18 protein-coding genes are annotated in these 18,040 nt (G+C 72.7%); 15 read left to right on the forward strand and 3 right to left on the reverse strand.

Annotation, left to right across the window (positions count from 1 at the left end):
* Position 1 precedes the first annotated feature (1 nt).
* The 6 genes from Q343_RS0104330 to Q343_RS0104360 all read left to right on the forward strand — a co-directional run bounded on the left by Q343_RS0104330 (position 2) and on the right by Q343_RS0104360 (position 6,773).
* Positions 2-967 carry a PIG-L family deacetylase gene (locus tag Q343_RS0104330; RefSeq protein WP_052366846.1) on the forward strand — a complete coding sequence of 322 codons (966 nt, stop codon included), beginning with the start codon at positions 2-4 and terminating at the stop codon, positions 965-967.
* On the forward strand, positions 957-1,364 hold the full coding sequence (locus Q343_RS0104335; RefSeq protein ID WP_029252364.1) for a hypothetical protein: 408 nt from the start codon (positions 957-959) through the stop codon (positions 1,362-1,364). Before Q343_RS0104330 ends, Q343_RS0104335 begins: the two co-directional genes overlap by 11 nt.
* A 68-nt stretch (positions 1,365-1,432) precedes the next feature.
* Positions 1,433-3,910 (forward strand): VanW family protein, encoded by a 2,478-nt coding sequence (locus tag Q343_RS13835; protein ID WP_052366847.1) that lies wholly within the window; start codon positions 1,433-1,435, stop codon positions 3,908-3,910.
* A gap of 66 nt (positions 3,911-3,976) precedes the next feature.
* Positions 3,977-4,855 carry a hypothetical protein gene (locus Q343_RS0104350; RefSeq protein ID WP_029252365.1) on the forward strand — a complete coding sequence of 293 codons (879 nt, stop codon included), beginning with the start codon at positions 3,977-3,979 and terminating at the stop codon, positions 4,853-4,855.
* Entirely contained in the window at positions 4,852-5,799 is a 948-nt protein-coding gene (locus Q343_RS0104355; RefSeq protein ID WP_052366848.1) for a prephenate dehydratase, read from the forward strand. The genes Q343_RS0104350 and Q343_RS0104355 overlap by 4 nt, the downstream gene beginning before the upstream one ends.
* Complete coding sequence (locus tag Q343_RS0104360; protein ID WP_052366849.1) at positions 5,796-6,773, forward strand: prephenate dehydrogenase; 978 nt, start codon at positions 5,796-5,798, stop codon at positions 6,771-6,773. Before Q343_RS0104355 ends, Q343_RS0104360 begins: the two co-directional genes overlap by 4 nt.
* Here the strand turns inward: Q343_RS0104360 and Q343_RS15100 are convergent.
* Entirely contained in the window at positions 6,762-7,076 is a 315-nt protein-coding gene (locus tag Q343_RS15100) for a DUF6725 family protein (RefSeq protein ID WP_083372547.1), read from the reverse strand. The two genes, Q343_RS0104360 and Q343_RS15100, sit on opposite strands and share 12 nt — an antisense overlap.
* Before the next feature lie 54 nt (positions 7,077-7,130).
* On the opposite strand from Q343_RS15100, the gene fdxA reads away from it, so the two are divergent.
* The 3 genes from fdxA (at position 7,131) to Q343_RS0104375 (ending at position 10,088) form a co-directional block, all read left to right on the forward strand.
* Positions 7,131-7,448, forward strand: a complete 318-nt coding sequence (fdxA, locus tag Q343_RS0104365) for a ferredoxin (RefSeq protein WP_029252368.1) — start codon at positions 7,131-7,133, stop codon at positions 7,446-7,448.
* 4 nt (positions 7,449-7,452) lie between these two features.
* Positions 7,453-8,586, forward strand: coding sequence for a succinyldiaminopimelate transaminase (gene dapC, locus Q343_RS0104370; protein ID WP_029252369.1), 1,134 nt, complete (start codon positions 7,453-7,455; stop codon positions 8,584-8,586).
* A 203-nt stretch (positions 8,587-8,789) separates the two neighbouring features.
* Complete coding sequence (locus Q343_RS0104375; protein WP_029252370.1) at positions 8,790-10,088, forward strand: citrate synthase; 1,299 nt, start codon at positions 8,790-8,792, stop codon at positions 10,086-10,088.
* Positions 10,089-10,170: 82 nt separating this feature from the next.
* On the opposite strand, the gene Q343_RS0104380 is transcribed toward Q343_RS0104375, so the two are convergent.
* Both Q343_RS0104380 and dapD read right to left on the reverse strand, forming a co-directional pair.
* Entirely contained in the window at positions 10,171-11,043 is an 873-nt protein-coding gene (locus tag Q343_RS0104380) for a hypothetical protein (protein ID WP_043109229.1), read from the reverse strand.
* A complete protein-coding gene (dapD, locus tag Q343_RS0104385; protein ID WP_029252372.1) occupies positions 11,043-12,008 on the reverse strand; it encodes a 2,3,4,5-tetrahydropyridine-2,6-dicarboxylate N-succinyltransferase in 966 nt (321 codons plus the stop codon). The genes Q343_RS0104380 and dapD overlap by 1 nt, the downstream gene beginning before the upstream one ends.
* Positions 12,009-12,057: 49 nt before the next feature.
* Between dapD and dapE the strand changes: the two genes are divergently transcribed.
* From dapE to Q343_RS0104415, 6 genes are all read left to right on the forward strand, one after another.
* Positions 12,058-13,185, forward strand: a complete 1,128-nt coding sequence (gene dapE / locus Q343_RS0104390) for a succinyl-diaminopimelate desuccinylase (protein ID WP_029252373.1) — start codon at positions 12,058-12,060, stop codon at positions 13,183-13,185.
* A 9-nt stretch (positions 13,186-13,194) separates the two neighbouring features.
* Positions 13,195-14,028: an LOG family protein gene (locus Q343_RS0104395; RefSeq protein ID WP_029252374.1), complete on the forward strand. Its 834-nt coding sequence runs from the start codon at positions 13,195-13,197 to the stop codon at positions 14,026-14,028.
* Positions 14,025-14,945: a dihydropteroate synthase gene (gene folP / locus Q343_RS0104400; RefSeq protein WP_029252375.1), complete on the forward strand. Its 921-nt coding sequence runs from the start codon at positions 14,025-14,027 to the stop codon at positions 14,943-14,945. Before Q343_RS0104395 ends, folP begins: the two co-directional genes overlap by 4 nt.
* The gene (locus Q343_RS0104405; protein ID WP_043109231.1) at positions 14,942-16,123 is read left to right on the forward strand and encodes a hypothetical protein; all 1,182 of its coding nucleotides are present in this window, start codon (positions 14,942-14,944) and stop codon (positions 16,121-16,123) included. The genes folP and Q343_RS0104405 overlap by 4 nt, the downstream gene beginning before the upstream one ends.
* A gap of 135 nt (positions 16,124-16,258) precedes the next feature.
* Positions 16,259-16,426 carry a DUF3117 domain-containing protein gene (locus tag Q343_RS13840; RefSeq protein WP_081829658.1) on the forward strand — a complete coding sequence of 56 codons (168 nt, stop codon included), beginning with the start codon at positions 16,259-16,261 and terminating at the stop codon, positions 16,424-16,426.
* Between the two features lie 9 nt (positions 16,427-16,435).
* Complete coding sequence (locus Q343_RS0104415) at positions 16,436-18,034, forward strand: leucyl aminopeptidase family protein (RefSeq protein WP_248616732.1); 1,599 nt, start codon at positions 16,436-16,438, stop codon at positions 18,032-18,034.
* Positions 18,035-18,040 lie beyond the last annotated feature (6 nt).

Raw genomic sequence — 18,040 nt, forward strand, 5'->3', positions numbered from 1 at the left:
CATGAACGACGGCGCAAGCCGGACCGAGCAGCCCGTCGCACCTCGCGGCGGGCTGCTCGTCGTCCACGCGCACCCGGACGACGAGACCCTGACGAACGGCGCGCTCCTCGCGACCTGGGCTGCCGCCGGAGAGCCTGTCACCGTGGTCACCTGCACCCGTGGCGAGCGTGGCGAGGTCATCGGTGAGGAGCTCGCGCACCTCGAGGGGGACGGCCCTGCGCTCGCCGCGCACCGCGAGGGCGAGCTCGCGCAGGCTCTCGCGGCTCTCGGCGTGCAGGGTCACGACTTCCTCGACGGAGGCCCCGGCGTCCTGGATCCTCGTACGGCGTCCGACGGCGTGGCGTCGCCCGGGACGCGGTACCAGGACTCGGGGATGGCCTGGGTCGAGCCCGGCGTCGCGGACCGCGGAGCGGCGGTGCCCGACGGTGCGTTCGTGGACGTCCCGCTCGACGAGGCGGCGGCCCGCCTCGTCGCGTTGATCGAGCGCAGCGACCCGGCCGTCGTCGTCACGTACGAGCCGGGCGGTGGGTACGGTCACCCGGACCACGTGCGCGCCCACGAGGTGGTCGCGCGTGCGGGGGAGCTGCTCGGGGACGCGTGCCCGGAGCTCTGGTGGAGCGTGCAGCCGGAGAGCGTCGTCCGCACCGCGCGGTCGGAGCTTGCGGCCGGGTCTGTCCCGGACGGCCTGTCTGTCCCCGCCGCGGACGCAGCCCTGCCCTCGGCCGTGGTGCCGGACGAGATGCTGGGCGACGCCCTGGTGGTCGACGTCCGCCCCGTGCTGCCCGCCCTGCTCGCGGCGCTCCGTGCGCACGCGACCCAGGTCCAGTGCGTCGCGCCGATCTCGGGTGCCGCGGTGATCGGCCGGTACGCGCTCAGCAATGACGTCCTGGCACCGGTCCTGCCCGTCGAGGTGTATCTCCCTCGTCCCGCTCGCCGCTCGCGGTACCGTGTGCGCGATGGATCCTGACCAGCGGCACGTCACCGCCCCACGACCGCCCCTCTGGGGCCCGATCGTCTGTGTCGCCCTCGGTGCGCTCGTCGCCATGATGGGGACGGTCGTTCATCGCTTCGACCTCGCCGCCGTACCGGTCGGGATCGTCATCGCGCTCGCCGTGAGCGGGTCCGGAGGCGTCGTCGCGCGAGCCTGGATGGGCTACCTCGGGCTCGGGGGCTACGGGATCGGGTGGTTCGCCGCCGTCCTCGCGCTCGCGTACGTCGCGCCCGGAGGGGACGTGCTGATCCCCGGGGCCGAGGCGGTGGGCTACGTCTGGATCCTCGGGGGAGCCCTCGTGGTCGCCGCGACGGCGTTCGCCCCCCGCCGGTGGTTCGACGATACTGCGCGAAGCCCGCGGGTGGACGCGTAGAATCCGGACTTCCGGGATGGCCGTGACGTGCAGCGGGTGACGCACGGCCAAAGAGCATGGGTAGGGGTATGAACCAGCGCGACGACGAGCAGGCAGCACCTGAGGGGAGCAGCGACGACGCTGCGCCCACGGCTGAGGGAAGACTCCCGTTCGAGGAACAGTCCGACAGCCCGTACGAGCCGCTGGTGCGCGCGTACGAGCCGCAGGACACCACCGAGTCCTCGCCCGACGAGGACGACCCGTCCGGCGACCAGGGTGAGCTGTCTGACGACCGGGCCGAACCGACCTCCGGCGACGAGAGCACGGAGGCATCCGTCGAGACCGCGGAGCCGTCCGTCGAGACCGCGGGGCCGACGGCAGACGCGGAGAGCACGACCGCGGAGCCGGACGAGTCTGTCGTGGACACCCCGGAGCCCGGGGCGAGCGAGTCTGCGGCGTCTGACACGCCGTCCGGTCCCGAGGCGCACTCCGCCGCCACTGCGGCCACACGCGAGGGCGTCTCGGGCTCCGACTCCGAGGACATCACCGAGCCCGACCCGTCGACCACGCCCGACGCCGACGCCGACGCGGCCGCCGACGCGGATGCCGATGCCGACGTGGAGCAGGACGCGGCACCGGCCGCGGAGGAGCCGGTTCCCGCCGCCGACCCGGACGGCACCGCGATCATCCCGGCCGTGCGTGTCGACGACGCTGCCTCGCCCGAGCCGACCGACGGTCCGGTCGCCGTGCCCCCCGCGGCAGCCGCTCCGCGTCCGTCCTCCTCCCCGGCGGCGTACCGGACGCCTGCGGAGCAGGTCTGGGCCGAGCAGCAGTCCGCCCTGGCCGCGGATGACGAACCCCCGAGGACGGAACATCCGCTCGGCGAGCTGGACGGTGAGGGCGCTCCGAGCCGTTGGCCCCGGGCCGGGATGTGGACCGCGGCCGGTCTTGTGGTGCTCGGCGGTCTGTACGTCGGGGCGCAGTGGATGCTGGCCGACACGGTCCCGCGCGGGACCACGGTGGCCGGCGTGGACGTCGGTGGCCTCGACACGGCCGACGCGGCCGCCCGTCTGGACGAGGAGCTCGGCCCCCGGGCCGCCGAGCCGCTCGAGGTCGCGGCGGGCGAGGCGACCACGTCCGTCGACCCGGTCGCGGCCGGTCTCACGATCGACACGGAGGCGACGGCCGAGGACCTGACGTCGTTCTCCTGGAGCCCGTCGCGGCTCTGGGACCAGCTTTTCGGCGGGTCCGAGGCAGATCTCGTCGTCGACGTCGACGACGCCGCTCTGACGACGGCGCTCGAGGCGGCGGCCACGGGGATCGACGTCGCACCGGTCGACGGGACGGTCCGTTTCTCCGGAGCGAAGGTCGAGTCGACCGACGCCATGGCGGGGACCGCGGTCGTCGTGGACGAGGCGACCTCGGTGGTGTCCGAGGGATGGCTCGTCGAGGAGACACCGCTCGAGCTCCCCACGGACTCGGTGGAGCCGGACGTGACCCAGGACGAGACCGACGCGGCACTGGCCGAGGCGGAGGTCGTGGTCTCGGCCCCGGTCGTGGCGTCGGTCGACGACCAGTCGCCGGAGCTGCCGCCGGAGGCGCTGGGAGACGCGGCGTCCTTCCCTGCCAAGGACGGCGCGCTGGTGCTGACCTGGGACGCCGAGGCGCTCGACGAGGCCATCGTCTCCCGGACCAACGACCTCCTGACGACGGCCGAGGACGCCCACTTCGAGTTCGTCGACGGCCGTCCGAAGGTCGTCGGGGGCGAGACCGGCACGCGCCTCGACGACGAGCAGGTCGTGGAGTCCGTGGGTGCCGCCGCCGTCTCCACGGACGACCGCACCGCGGAGATCGAGCTCGTGACGACCGACCCGGAGGACTCCGCGGAGTCGCTCGAGGAGCTGGGCGTCGAGGAGAAGATCGTCGAGTTCTCGACGCCACTGACGGACGAGCCGGTGCGGACGCAGAACCTCGTCGTCGGAGCCTCGAAGGTGAACGGGACGCTCGTCAAGCCGGGGGAGAGCTTCTCCGTGACGGACGCCCTGGCGCCGATCACCGAGGCGAACGGGTACGGCGCGGCGCACATCATCAGCGACGGCGAGATCATCGACGGGATCGGCGGCGGCCTGTCCCAGATGTCGACCAACATGTACAACATCGGGTTCTTCGCCGGGTACGAGGACGTCACGCACAAGCCGCACTCGTACTACTACAGCCGGTACCCGGAGGGTCGTGAGTCGACGATGTTCGTCGGCTCGATCGACATGGTCTGGACCAACGACACGCCCTACGGCGTGCTGATCCAGGCCTGGGTCGGCGACGGCAAGGTCAACACCGTGGCGTGGTCGACGCCGTACTGGGACGTGACGACGAGCACGAGCGACCGCAGCAACGTCGTCGAGCCGACGACGCAGACGGTCGACAGCCCCGACTGCGTTGCGTCGCCCGCGGGCGGGGACGGGTTCTCCGTCACCGTGTACCGCAAGGTCTCGCACGACGGCAGCGTCGACAAGGACGAGGCGAAGAGCTGGACGTACAAGCCTCAGAACGCGGTCGAGTGCGAATGACGGATCGCTAGACTGCTCGGACACTCACTCGTACACCGTGCAGACGGTGATGGCAGGAACAGGACGATGCTCGGACGCAGCGAACAAGAGTCGGGGACGCACGCGAGCCTGGCGGTCGACGCCGGCGGGTGGGTGCGGGCGGACGACGCGCTCGACGCCGGCACCGTCGAGATGCTGGATCTGGGGTCGACGGGGTCGACGCTGTCGACGACGGCCGGGATCTCCGGTCTCCGTGCGGTCGTCCACCTCGGACATCCCCTGCAGCCGGCCCCGGGCGTCGAGCAGGCGCTGCTCGCCGCGGACTCGTCGTTGATCGTGACGGCCGCCGTCGCGATCACGCCGACCTGGTGCTGGGTGGGCCGGGACGGGCAGGCGTCGGGACCCGTGGTCGTGGACGAGCCCGGCCTGCGTGACTGCCGGGACGCCCTGCGCACGATGGGTGCCGCACCGCGCCTCGTGCCCGGACGAACCAGCACCGACGAGCGCGTCGACCTGGCCGGACCGACGGGCACGCTCGTGGTCGAGCGTGACCGCATCCCGGCGGGATGGGCCGAGCTGCCGGGCTCGGAGGCGCTCTCCGGCGGCAACGACGTCTGGTACGGACTTGTCGAGGCGCTCCCGGCAGCCCCGACGGTCCCCGCGGGCACCCCCGTCTGGTTGGCTTTCGGCCCGCGCGACGACCACCGCGGGTCGCTGCAGCAGTCGCTCGAGATCCTCGCCGACCACGGCGTGGACCTGGACCACCTGCGCAGCATGCCCTCGACCAGCGGGCAGCACGTCTTCTTCTCCGCGTTCACGAGCCCGGAGTCCGGCGCCTTCGAGGCGCTGCGCTCCGAGCTCGCGGCCCGGGGCGTCCGGCAACGACTTCTCGCCGTGCTGAGCGGCGTGGCAGACGCGGGAGCTCCGGGGGCGATCGGGCCGCAGTGGGGGCGCGCCGACGCATGACCTCCGTCGCCTACCTCGGACCCGAAGGAACCTTCACGCACGAGGCGGCACGGAGGTGGGCGGCGCATCGCGGAGTCGTCGCCGACGAGCCGCGACCGCTGGCGTCCGTCGGGGCCGTCTACGAGGCGGTGGCCGCGGGCACCCACGACTTCGGGATCGTGGCGATCGAGAGCACGGTCGAGGGCTACGTCGTGCCCTCGCTCGACGCGATCGTCGAGGCTCGCGACGTCGTCGCGATCGACGAGACCGTGCTGGACATCTCGTTCGACGCACTCGTCCGCCCGGACCACGGCACGCTCACAGAGGTCTCCGCGCACCCGCACGGACTCGCGCAGTGTCAGGAGTTCGTGAGCCGCACGGGGCTGCAGGCGGTGCCCGCGACGTCGAACGCCGCCGCCTGCAGGGACGCCGCGCCGCACCAGGTAGCGCTCGGTCCCTCGATCTGCGCCGACCTGTACGGGCTCGAGGTGCACGAGTCGGCCGTGCAGGACTATCAGGGCGCGCGGACGCGGTTCTTCACGCTCGCGCACCGGGACCGGGCGCTCGAGATCGCCCGGTCGCAGGGTCCGGCCCCGGAGGGCTGGCGGACCGTGCTCGCGATCACCCCGACCGTCACCGGCCCGGGGGTCCTCGCCCGCATCACCGCGGCCTTCGCGCAGTGCGGAGTCAACATGTCGAGCGTCATCACGCGGCCGATCAAGGCGCGCGACGGCTGGTACGTGTTCGTCCTGACGGTCGACGCAGCCCCCTGGGAGCCCGGCCTGCGGGCCGTCCTGACGGCGTTGCTCGCGGCCCGCGACGGCGTCAAGACGCTCGGGGTCCTGCCGACGCGTGCCGAGATCGAGCACTCGCCGTCGCACCAGCACCTGCCGCGCGGCTCGGCCGTGCACAGCGACCCCGAGGACGTGCTCGGTGCCGCACTCGTGTGGGGGGACGGCGAATGATCGCGGTGATCGGGCTCGGGCTGCTCGGTGGCTCGGTGCTGCGCACCGCAGCCGGCGCGGGTGCGACGGCTCGGGGGTGGGACCTCGACGCCGCCACACGGGCCGACGCGCGCGAGGCGGGCCTGGACGTCGCCGAGACCGTGGGTGAAGCCGTCGCCGGTGCCGACCTCGTGGTCCTCGCGGTCCCGCTCCGCGCGATGTCGGCGACGGCACGGACCGTCGCTCCGCTCCTGGGCCCGGACGCCGTGGTGACGGACGTCGGCAGCGTCAAGGGTCCCGTGCGGGCGGCGATGGTCGAGGCGGGCATCACGCGCTTCGTCGGGGCGCACCCGATGGCGGGCACCGAGGAGTCGGGGTTCGCCGCCTCGCGGGCGGATCTCCTTCCCGGGGCGCGGTGGGCGGTCACCGTCGACGCCGCGACCGACGTCGCGGCGTTCACGGCCGTCCTGGGGCTGGTGTGTGGCGCGCTCGGCGGGGAGGTCTCCGTCCTGACCGACGGAGACCACGACGCCGCCGTGGCGCTCGTCAGTCACGTGCCGCACGTGCTGGCGACACAGCTGCTGTCCCTCGTCACCCGGTCCGGGGTGCGGGACGTCGCGCTCGGCCTCGCCGCCGGGAGCTTTCGGGACGGGACACGTGTCGGGCTCACGGACCCGCGCAAGACGGAGGCGATGGTCACCGCGAACGCCGCGGCCGTCGCTCCCGTGCTGCGCGACGTCGCCGAAGACCTGGAGTCGCTCGCGTCCGCCCTGGAGGCGGCGGGGGCCGGCCAGGACGTCGACGTCGCGGCGTTCTTCGACGAGCCGGCTCCCGTCCGTGCCCTGCGCGGCGAGCCCACCACGTCGGACACCGTCGCGACGCGCCTGACCAGCCGCGAAGACCTCCGCTCGCTGGCGGTCGCGGGAGCGGAAGGGGCCGTCGTCGTCTCGGTCGGCGACGGCGTGGTCCAGGTCCGGGGAGCGTCAGTCCTCTGAGGTCGGCGCCCGACGGGCGCGGCGGGCCGGGCGCGGCGGGACACGCTTCCCGACGGCGATCTCGTCCGCCGGGACGAACACCTCGCACCCGGGTTCCCACGGGTCGGGGTGACCACGACGTGGCGCGTCCCGGCTGAGACGGACTCCCTCGGGGCCCACCGCGACGACGTCGCCCAGAATGTCTGTGTAACGAGGGGCGTGCCCACCGTCAGCCGCGGAACGCAGGCGTTGCCGGACCATGACGCGCGCGCCGACCGGCCACGCCGTCCACGGCGCGGACCCGGATTCTCCGAACGTGCTCATCTGGGAGATACTAGGCAGGCCCAAGCGCAACATCAGAATGTGGAGGACAGCGCCGTGACCTACGTGATCGCTCAGCCGTGCGTCGACGTCAAGGACAAGGCATGCGTCGACGAGTGTCCCGTGGACTGCATCTACGAGGGCAAGCGCTCGCTCTACATCCACCCCGACGAGTGTGTCGACTGTGGTGCGTGCGAGCCCGTGTGCCCCGTCGAGGCGATCTACTACGAGGACGACGTCCCCGAGGAGTGGAGCGACTACTACCGGGCGAACGTGGAGTTCTTCGACGCGCTCGGCTCGCCCGGGGGCGCGGCCAAGCTCGGCGAGATCGACAAGGACGACCCGATGATCGCAGCGCTCCCGCCCCAGGCGTGACACGGTGGGCTTTGCTGACCTGAGCGGACTGCCGTACCCCTGGGACACGATCGGCCCCTACGTGGATCGGGCGAGATCCCACCCGGACGGCATCGTCGACCTGTCGATCGGCACGCCCGTGGACCCCACGCCGGACGTGGTCCGTGACGCGCTCGCGGGTGCGGGGGACGCGCACGGGTACCCGACGACGCACGGCACACCCGCCCTCCGGGACGCGATCGCCGCCTGGTTCGCCCGCCGACGGGGCGTCGCGATCGACGCCGACGCCGTGCTCCCGACGGTCGGCTCCAAGGAGCTCGTCGGCCTCCTGCCGTCCCTGCTTCGGCTCGGCGCGGGGGACGTCGTGGTCCACCCCGACGTCGCCTACCCGACGTACGACGTCGGAGCGCGTCTGGCGGGAGCGACGCCTCTGCCGGTGGCGGGGGTGGAGGACTGGGCCGGACGCGCGGACGTCCGGCTCGTGTGGGTCAACTCACCGAGCAACCCGACGGGGGCCGTGGCCGACGTCGAGACGCTGCGCCGGACCGTCGAGGCGGCCCGGGAGATCGGTGCCGTCGTCGTGAGCGACGAGTGCTATGCGGAGCTTCCGTGGGCCGAGCGCTGGGTCGCGGAAGGGGTCCCGAGCCTTCTCGACCCGCGGGTCTGCGGAGGATCCCACGCGGGGCTCCTGGTGGCCTACTCCCTCTCCAAGCAGTCGAGCGTCGCGGGGTACCGTGCCGCGTTCGTCGCCGGTGACCAAGATCTCGTCCGCGACCTCCTCGCGACCCGCAAGCACCTCGGGATGATCGTCCCCGGCCCCGTCCAGGCGGCGATGACGGCGGCACTCGCGGACGACGAGCACGTCGCGGCGCAGCGTCGGACCTACGGCCGACGGCGGGAGCGACTGCTCGACGCGGTTCTCGGTGCCGGGTACGTCGTCGAGCACTCCGAGGCGGGCCTGTACCTGTGGGTCCGGGCCGCCGACGGGGTGCAGAAGGACTGCTGGGACCTGGTCGGAGAGTGGGCCGACCGGGGGATCCTCGTCGGCCCGGGGGAGTTCTACGGGGCGGCCGGTGCGCGTCACGTCCGCGTCTCCCTGACCGCGAGCGACGAGCGGGTCGACGCCGCCTGCGACCGGCTGCGCACGGCCCCGCGCTAGCCTTCGGCGGGCCCCGGGGCGGGTCCGCGTGGAGGCGAGGTGAAGGTACCGGATTGGTCACGTGCACACTGCACGGGATACCTTCGACCCGGGCAGTGCGGTCCACGCGGACCTGCGCCCGCTCGGGACCGCACGGAATGTGACACGCGCACTCCGAGCCGCGGAACGACGATGTGCCCCGCGGGGGCTGGAGGAAGGACACCATGGCTACGTCAAACGCGAGCGTCCAGCTGGTCGCCGGAGGAGAGTCGCACGACCTCCCCGTCGTGCCGGCCACGGAGGGGAACGACGGCATCGTCGTCTCGAGCCTCATGAAGAACACCGGCATGGTCACGCTCGACCCCGGGTTCACGAACACGGCCTCGTGCGAGTCCGCGGTCACCTACATCGACGGCGACCAGGGCATCCTGCGCTACCGCGGTTACCCGATCGACCAGCTGGCCGAGAAGTCCACGTTCCTCGAGGTCGCCTACCTCCTGATCCACGGCGAGCTCCCCGACCCGGCGACCCTCGAGGCGTTCGTCGAGCGGGTCAACCGCCACACGTTCGTGCACGAGGACTTCCGCACGTTCATGGGGACGTTCCCGCGCGACGGGCACCCGATGGCCGTGCTGTCGTCCGCGATCAACGCGCTGCCGACCTTCTACCCGGAGTCCCTCGACCCGCACGACCCCGAGACGGTCGAGCTGGCGACGGTCCTGCTCCTCGCGAAGACGCGCACGATCACGTCCTACCTGCACCGTCGGGCGGCGGGCGAGCCCCTGCTCTACCCCGACTACTCGCGCGGCTACGTGGACGACTTCCTGCGGATGACCTTCGCCCGCCCGTACCAGGAGTACGAGGCCGACCCGGTCGTCGTCGACGCCCTCGACAAGCTCCTGATCCTGCACGCCGACCACGAGCAGAACTGCTCGACGTCGACCGTGCGGGTCGTCGGCTCGTCGAACGCGAACCTCTACGCGTCCGTCGCCGCCGGCGTCAACGCCCTCTCCGGGCCGCTGCACGGCGGCGCGAACGAGGCCGTGCTCGCGATGCTCACCGACATCCAGGGCAGCGACTTCGACGTCGACACGTTCATGACGAAGGTCAAGAACAAGGAGGACGGCGTCCGCCTCATGGGCTTCGGCCACCGGGTCTACAAGAGCTACGACCCGCGTGCGGCGATCGTCAAGAAGAGCGCGGACGCCGTGCTCGAGAGCCTCGGCAAGAACGACGAGCTGCTCTCGATCGCCCGGCGTCTCGAGGAGATCGCGCTCAACGACGAGTACTTCATCGAGCGCAAGCTGTACCCGAACGTCGACTTCTACACCGGCCTGATCTACAAGGCCATGGGCTTCAAGCCGGCGATGTTCACGCCGCTGTTCGCGCTGGGCCGCATGCCCGGGTGGATCGCGCAGTGGCGCGAGATGATGCTCGACCCCGCCACCAAGATCGGCCGCCCGCGCCAGGTGTACACCGGCGCGACCGAGCGCGACTACGTGGACCTCTCCGCGCGCCGCTGACGCGGCGAACCACGAAGCGCCCGCCACCACCCCTGCGAGGGGTGGTGGCGGGCGCTTCGGTCTCCGTGCGGCTCGGTCGCTCCTACTCGTCCGGTGCGGGTGCGACCCGGATCTCGACCTGACCGGGGGCGGGGCCGCCGTCGATCTCCTCCCACGTCGGCGACGACCTCGTCCAGCGGTGCCCGTCGACGGTCACCGCGTCGGCGTCGGTGTCCTGCGCCGTCGCGACCGCCCACTGGGCGACCGCCCAGGACGTCCTGACGCGGTCCCGTGCCGTCGTCCCGCCGAACCCCTCGGTGTCGACGGTCACGGTGTCGCCGTCGACCTCGCGCGGCACGTCGCCGAGATCCCGGTCGATCCGCTCGACGAGCGCCGTGGTCTCGCCCGTCGGGTTCTCCACCGCCGCCAGCTCGCACGTCAGCGCAGCCTCGGAGTATCCGCTGAGCGCGGACGCCCATGCGCGGGAACGTGTCTCGTGCTGGGCGTACGCGAGCGGGAACGCCGACCGCTGCACGCGTTGCGCGGCGTCGGTCACGTCGAGGGTCTCGTAGCCGTCGATCGTCTCGAGGACGTCGTAGAACGCGTTCGTCGAGTAGACGGGGTCGAGGATCTCCGCCTCGCTGCCCCAGCCCTGGGAGGGGCGTTGCTGGAAGAGGCCCAGGGAGTCGCGGTCGCCGTAGTCGATGTTGACGAGCTTGGACTCCTGCAGACCGGTCGCGATCCCGATCGTCGCGGCCCGTGCCGGCAGGCCGCGCTCGACGGCGGTGATGCCGATGAGCGCGGCGTTGTCCGTCTGGACGGGGGAGAGGTTCCAGCTCGTCCCCTCGGCCGTCGCCGAGCAGCGGTCGGCGACCGGGTCGCCGGCGTCGAGGCGGTTCAGCGCGGCGACGACGGCCACCGTGGCGAGCGCCCCCACGGCGACCGCCGTCGCCGCGACACGGCCGAACCCGGGCATCAGTTCGCGTGCAGCGCCGCGTTGAGCTCGACGCCGGTTCCGGCGCGCGGGACGACCTCGACGCGCCCGGAGATCGAGTTGCGGCGGAACAGCAGGTTGTCCATGCCCTTGAGCTCGCGGGCCTTGACGACCTGGGGCTCGCCGCCGGTCAGGACCGTCACCTTGGTGCCGGCCGTCACGTACAGCCCGGCCTCCACGACGCAGTGGTCACCGAGAGGGATCGCGATACCGGCGTTGGCGCCGAGGAGCGAGCGGCGGCCGATCGAGACGACCTCCTTGCCACCCCCGGAGAGCGTCCCCATGATCGAGGCCCCGCCGCCGATGTCGGACCCGTCGCCCACGACGACGCCGGCCGAGATCCGCCCCTCGACCATCGACGTCCCGAGCGTGCCCGCGTTGAAGTTGACGAAGCCCTCGTGCATCACCGTCGTGCCGGCGGCCAGGTGGGCGCCGAGCCGGACCCGGTCGGCGTCACCGATCCGGACGCCCGACGGGACGACGTAGTCGACCATCCGGGGGAACTTGTCGATGCCGTAGACCGTCACGGGGGCTCCCGTCGCCGCACGCAGGCGCATCCGGGTCTCCTCGAACCCCTCGACGGCGCACGGGCCGCGGTCCGTCCAAACGACGTTGGTGAGCGTGCCGAAGACACCGTCGAGGTTCACACCGTGCGGCTGGACGAGCCGGTGCGAGAGCAGGTGCAGGCGCAGGTAGGCGTCGGCGGCGTCGGACGGCGCGGCGTCCAGGTCGACGACGGTCCGGACGGGCGTGAGGGTGACCCCTCGAGCGGGGTCGGACCCGGCGAGCTCGGCGACGGCGCCCGTGGGCGAACCCTCCGGGGCCTGGCCGAGGGCGGGGGACGGGTACCAGACGTCGAGGACGGTGCCGTCGTCGGTCACGGTGGCGATGCCGTCCGCCCAGGCGGTGCGGTCGGTGGCAGAGGTCTGCGTGGCGGGAGAGGTCATGCCGGACAGCGTAGTCGTGTGCGAGAGGCCGCCGGGTAGGGTCCGGGGCATGGACTCATCGCACCCCGACACCGTGGAGCTCGACGCGACCGGCGACCTGATCGACCTGTGGCGGGCGGTCTGCGACGCGCCGTCCGTCAGCGGTGACGAGACGGCGCTCGCCGACGCGGTCGAGCGCGTGCTGCGTGGTTGCGCGCACCTGGAGGTCCTGCGCGACGGCGACGCGATCGTTGCCCGGACGCACCTCGGCAGGCCGCACCGCGTCGTCGTCGCCGGGCACCTGGACACCGTCCCGCTGACCGACCCGCCGAACCTTCCGACGCGTATGGAGGGCGAGGGGGAGGACGCGGTGCTGTGGGGGCGTGGCACCGTCGACATGAAGGGCGGTCTGACGGTCCAGCTGGCGCTCGCCGTCGAGCTGACCGACCCCGCCGTCGACGTCACCTGGGTGTTCTACGACCACGAGGAGGTCGAGGCGGAGCTCAACGGTCTCGGACGGCTCGTGCGCCACCACCCGGAGCTCCTCCACGGGGACTTCGCCATCCTCGGCGAGGCGACGAACGCCGGCATCGAGGGCGGCTGCAAGGGCACGCTGCGGGTCGAGGTGACGACCACCGGCGTGGCGGCCCACTCGGGCCGCCCGTGGATGGGCACGAACGCCATCCACGCCGCCGCCGAGGTCCTCGCGCGCCTGGACGCCTACGAGGCCCGTGAGGTCGACGTCGAGGGCCTCGTGTACCGCGAGGGGATGAGCGCCGTCCGCATCTCGGGCGGCATCGCCGGCAACGTCGTCCCGGACCGGTGCACGGTCACCGTGAACTACCGGTTCGCCCCGGACAAGACCCTCGACGAGGCGATCAGCCACACCCGTGAGCTCTTCGACGGCTTCGACGTCGTCGTCACGGACGCCGCGCCAGGCGCCCGCCCCGGGCTCGACGCGCCCCTGGCGCAGGACTTCGCAGCCGCCGTGGAGAGGTTGACGGGGGTCGAACCCGCGGCGAAGCAGGGGTGGACGGACGTGGCTCGCTTCTCAACACTGGGCGTCCCCGCCGTGAACTTTGGTCCTGGCGATCCGCTGCTCGCGCACAAGGACGACGAGCACTGCCCCGTTTCCGACGTCCGCACGTGCCACGCCGCCCTGCGCGCCTGGCTGACCGGTGCCCCCGCCGACGCCTAGGCTCGTGCCATGAGCGACGAAGGACTGCCCCAGACAGGTTCCGGCTACCGCAAGGGGCCCGTTCTCCTGCGCGGCCCGCAGATCCCCCACCTGACGACCGACGCACGGCTCCTCGACACCGCCGGGAGCGCCGACTGGGTCCACTCCGACCCGTGGCGGGTGATGCGGATCCAGAGCGAGTTCGTCGAAGGGTTCGGGGCGCTCGCGGAGGTCGGGCCGGCCGTCTCCGTCTTCGGGTCCGCGCGCACACGCGCCGACCACCCCGACTACGCCCTCGCGCACGACGTCGGGGCGCGCCTCGCCGAGGAGGGGTACGCCGTCCTGACCGGTGGCGGCCCCGGGATCATGGAGGCCGCCAACAAGGGTGCCTCCGAGGCCGGGGGGCTCTCGGTCGGGCTCGGCATCGAGCTGCCGTTCGAGCAGGGGATGAACGAGCACGTCAACCTCGGCGTCAACTTCCGGTACTTCTTCGCCCGCAAGACGATGTTCGTCAAGTACGCCCAGGGCTTCATCGTCCTCCCCGGCGGGTTCGGCACGTTCGACGAGCTCTTCGAGTCGCTCACGCTCGTCCAGACCCACAAAGTCACCGAGTTCCCGATCGCCCTGGTCGGACGCGACTACTGGGGCGGGCTGCTCGACTGGGCCCGCGACGTCGTCCTGCCGCGCGGCATGATCAACGAGCACGACCTCGAGCTGCTCCACCTCGTCGACACCGCGGAGGAGGCTGTCCGCTACGTCTGCGACCGCGGCGCCGAGCTGCGCGCCGAGGAGATCGCGGCCGTCGAGGAGGCCGCGGAGGCCGCCCACGAGGCGGCGGCCAGCGCGGACGACGCGTCCGCGTGAGCGTCCCGCCGCCCTCCGCCCGGCTCGCGCTGCGCGGGCGGGACCTCGGCGCCGCCCCGGTCGTGATGGCGATCGTCAACCGGACCGACGACTCGTTCTACGCGGCGGCGCGCCACCTCGACGACACGGTGGCGCTCGCGGCGGCCGAGCGGGCGGCCGAGGACGGTGCCGCGATCGTCGACGTCGGCGGGGTGCGCGCGGGGGTCGGACGCGAGATCAGCACTGACGAGGAGATCGACCGGGTCGTGCCGTTCGTCGAGCTCCTCCGCCGCGAGATCCCCGACGTGCTGGTGAGCGTCGACACGTGGAGGTCCGAGGTCGCCCACGCCGCGGCTGTCGCCGGTGCGGACCTCGTCAACGACACCTGGGCGGGTCACGACCCGCGGCTGGTCGAGGTTGCCGGCCGGCACGGCGTGGGTGTCGTGTGCTCGCACACCGGAGGCGCCACCCCGCGCACGGACCCGCACCGTGTCGCCTACCCGCTGCCCGACGACGCGCCCGCGGGCAGCGAGCTACGGGACGGCGTCCTCGTCGACGTGGTACGGCACCTGGGACGGGCCGCTGCACGAGCGGTCGAGTGCGGGGTCCCGGCCGCCTCGGTGCTCGTGGACCCGACGCACGACTTCGGGAAGAACACCTGGCACTCGCTGCACCTGCTGCGCCGCACGGACGCGCTCGCCGACCTCGGGTACCCGCTCCTGATGGCACTCTCGCGCAAGGACTTCATCGGGGAGAGCCTGGGTCTCGACGCCGAGGACCGGCTGGAGGGGACCCTCGCCGCCACCGCGGTCGCCGCCTGGATGGGTGCCCGGGTCTTCCGTGCGCACGACGTTCCCGCGACCCGCCGCGTCCTGGACATGGTCGCCGTCGTCCGGGAGGACAGCGCGCCGGCGCGGGTGCTGCGCGGGCTGACGTGAGGCTGCCGTGGTGGGCGCGGGTGCTCGTCGTCTACGGCGGCGCACGTGCCCTGAGCGCGGTACTTCTCCTCGTCGTCGCCCAGCAGCAGGCGGCCACGCTCTGGACGGACGCCGCGCCGTCGTACGCCGAGTTCACCGGCGGAATGTGGGACGCGAACTGGTACCACCAGATCGCCGAGAGCGGGTACCCCTCGACCCTGCCGCGCGGCGAGGACGGCGCCGTCCAGCAGAACGCGTGGGCGTTCTACCCGTTGTACCCGGCCCTCGTTCGCGCCGTCATGACGGTCACAGGCCTCGACTGGGTCGTCGCCGCCCCGACGGTCTCGTTGCTGCTCGGTGCCGGGGCGATGCTCGTGCTGTACCGGCTCGTCCTCGCAGCCTGCCCCGGCCTCGTGCGCGGCCGACCGGGGTTGCCGCTGGCCGCCGTCGCGGTGACCTCGACCTTCGTCTCCGCTCCCGTCATGCAGGTGGGGTACAGCGAGTCCCTCGCACTCCTGCTCGTCACGACGGCGCTCCTGCTGCTGGTGCGCGGCCGGTACCTGACGGCGGTCCCCGTCGTCCTCGCGCTCGGGTTCGCGCGGCCCGTCGCCCTCCCGCTCGCGTGCGTCGTTCTCTGGCACGGCGCGGTGCACGGGTACCGGTGGTGGGCCGCACGCCGTGGCTCGCGTCGCGGCGACGTTGCCGCCGTCGCCCGGTGGGCCGCGCTGCTCGTGGCCACGGTGGTCGCGGGCTTCGCCTGGCAGTGGGTGTGCGCCGCGGCGACGGGAGAGCCGGACGCCTACTTCCTGACCCAGGAGGCCTGGCGGGGGACGGGTGAGGTCGTCCCCCTGCGGCCCTGGTTCCTGGTCGCCGACTGGCTCTTCGGCGGTCCGGGGCCGTGGCTCCTCGTCGTGCTGCTCGCCGTCGTCGCAGCCGTCGTCCTGTGGCCCGCCGCGCGACTGGGTCCCGAGCTGCAGTCGTGGCTCGGCGCCTACCTCGCCTATCTCGTCCTCGTCCTCGAACCGGGGACCAGCCTGGTCCGGTTCCTGCTCCTGGCCTTTCCGCTCTTCGTCCTCGTCGTCGCATGGACGCGCTCGCGGGTCTGGCTCGCGGTCGTCGTCCTCGCGGGGATCCTGGGGCAGTTCTGGTGGATCTCCAGCCTCTGGCAACTCGTGCCGCCGTCCGGCTGGCCGCCCTGAGGGATTCGTGACGGTTTGGACGTGACGAGGCGGGGGTCCGGTGAACTAGACTTGGGTGCGCACCTCCGATGCTCGGGAGTTCCTGGGCTGGCGTGGTGATCGACCCGAGGCACAACAGAAATGGAGAGCCCCCACATGGCTGCGATGAAGCCGCGGACGGGTGATGGACCGCTCGAGGCCACCAAGGAAGGGCGTGGCATTGTCATGCGCGTCCCGCTCGAGGGTGGCGGCCGCCTTGTGGTGGAGCTGAACGCCACGGAGGCGAGCGAGCTCGCCGAGGCCCTCCAGGGCGTCGTGAGCTGAGGCGCTTGCGTGCCTGACATCCCGCTGGACCGCTCCACCTCGGTCGCGGACGGCGTCCTGCCCGACGTCGTCGCGGCCGAGGGGACCGTGCTGAGCTGCACCTTCCTCACCGATGAGGAGGCCGACGCTCTCGTCGTCGCCGTCGCCCCCGCGCCAGAGGTCGAGGACGGCCCGCAGCCGCGCGCCGGCGCCGTCGACGCCACGACGCGGTACGGCGTCGACCTCGCGGACCTCGCGGACCGCTCCGGCGGTAGCCGGTTCGTCGGCCGCGCCGGCGAGGTGGTGACCTGCGAGCTCCCCCGCGTCCACGCCGGCTCGACCACGACGCTGCCGTGGGCAGGGCTGCCCTCCCGCATCGTGCTGGTCGGTATCGGTGACAGCTCGCCGACCGCGATGCGCCGTGCAGGAGCCGCGCTGGCTCGCGAGATCGACGGGCTCGACCGTGTCGTGTCCGCCGCCACCCAGGGAGCCGGTGCCGACGCGACCCGTGCCTACGTCGAGGGATACCTCCTCGCGGCGTATCGGAGCCCCCGCTTCGGCGGCGCTCACCCCGAGGGTGAGCGCACCCTCGGAGGTGCTCAGCAGCTCGTGCTGCTCGGGGAGGACGTCGAACCCGTCATCGCCGCAGTGCGGGACGAGGTCGCCGCCACCTGGCTCGTGCGCGACCTCGCCGCGACCCCCTCCTCCGTCAAGACCCCCGCCTGGCTTGCCGCCCGTGCCGAGACGCTGGCCGTCGAGGCCGGGCTCGACGTCGAGGTCCTCGAGGAGGACCAGCTCGAGGCCCAGGGGTTCGGCGGGATCCTCGCCGTCGGGCACGGGAGCCAGTCCGCGCCGCGGCTCGTCCGAGTCTCGTGGGAGCCGGACAGCTGGTCCCGGCACGTGGTCGTGGTCGGCAAGGGCATCACCTTCGACACCGGCGGCCTGTCGATCAAGCCGCGGATGTCGATGATCCCGATGAAGACCGACATGGCCGGTGCCGCCGTGGCGCTCGCGACGGTCCTGGCGGCCGCGCGGAGCGGACTCTCCGAGAAGGTCACGGCGGTCCTGCCTCTCGCGGAGAACCACTTCGGCGCCTCGTCCTACCGGCCCGGCGACGTCCTGCGGATGTGGAACGGGACCACGGTCGAGATCGCCAACACCGACGCCGAGGGGCGGCTGGTCCTCGCGGACGCGCTCGCGTGGGCGTCGGCGACCCTGGACCCGGACGTCCTTGTCGACGTGGCCACCCTCACCGGCGCCGCCTCGATGGGGCTGGGCGCGCACCACGGGGCGCTCTTCACGACCGAGGACGCTCTGGCCGCGTCGTTCGAGAGCTCCGGGGAGCAGGTCGGGGAGCCCGTCTGGCGGATGCCGCTCGTCGCCGAGTACGCCCCGGCGATCCGGTCGACCGTGGCAGACCTGCGCCACGTCCCGCAGGACCCGCCCGGCGGCGGTGCCATCACGGCAGCGCTCTTCCTGCAGCAGTTCACCGACGGTCGACCGTGGGTGCATCTCGACATCGCCGGACCTGCGCGGTCGAGCAAGGCGCGGCACGAGATCCCCGAGGGACCGACCGGGTTCGGAGCCCGGCTGCTGCTGCGCTCGCTCGAGTCGCTCCCGAGGCCGTAGCTCGAC

This window comes from Paraoerskovia marina DSM 21750 (genome assembly GCF_000701465.1).
Lineage (GTDB): Bacteria > Actinomycetota > Actinomycetes > Actinomycetales > Cellulomonadaceae > Paraoerskovia > Paraoerskovia marina.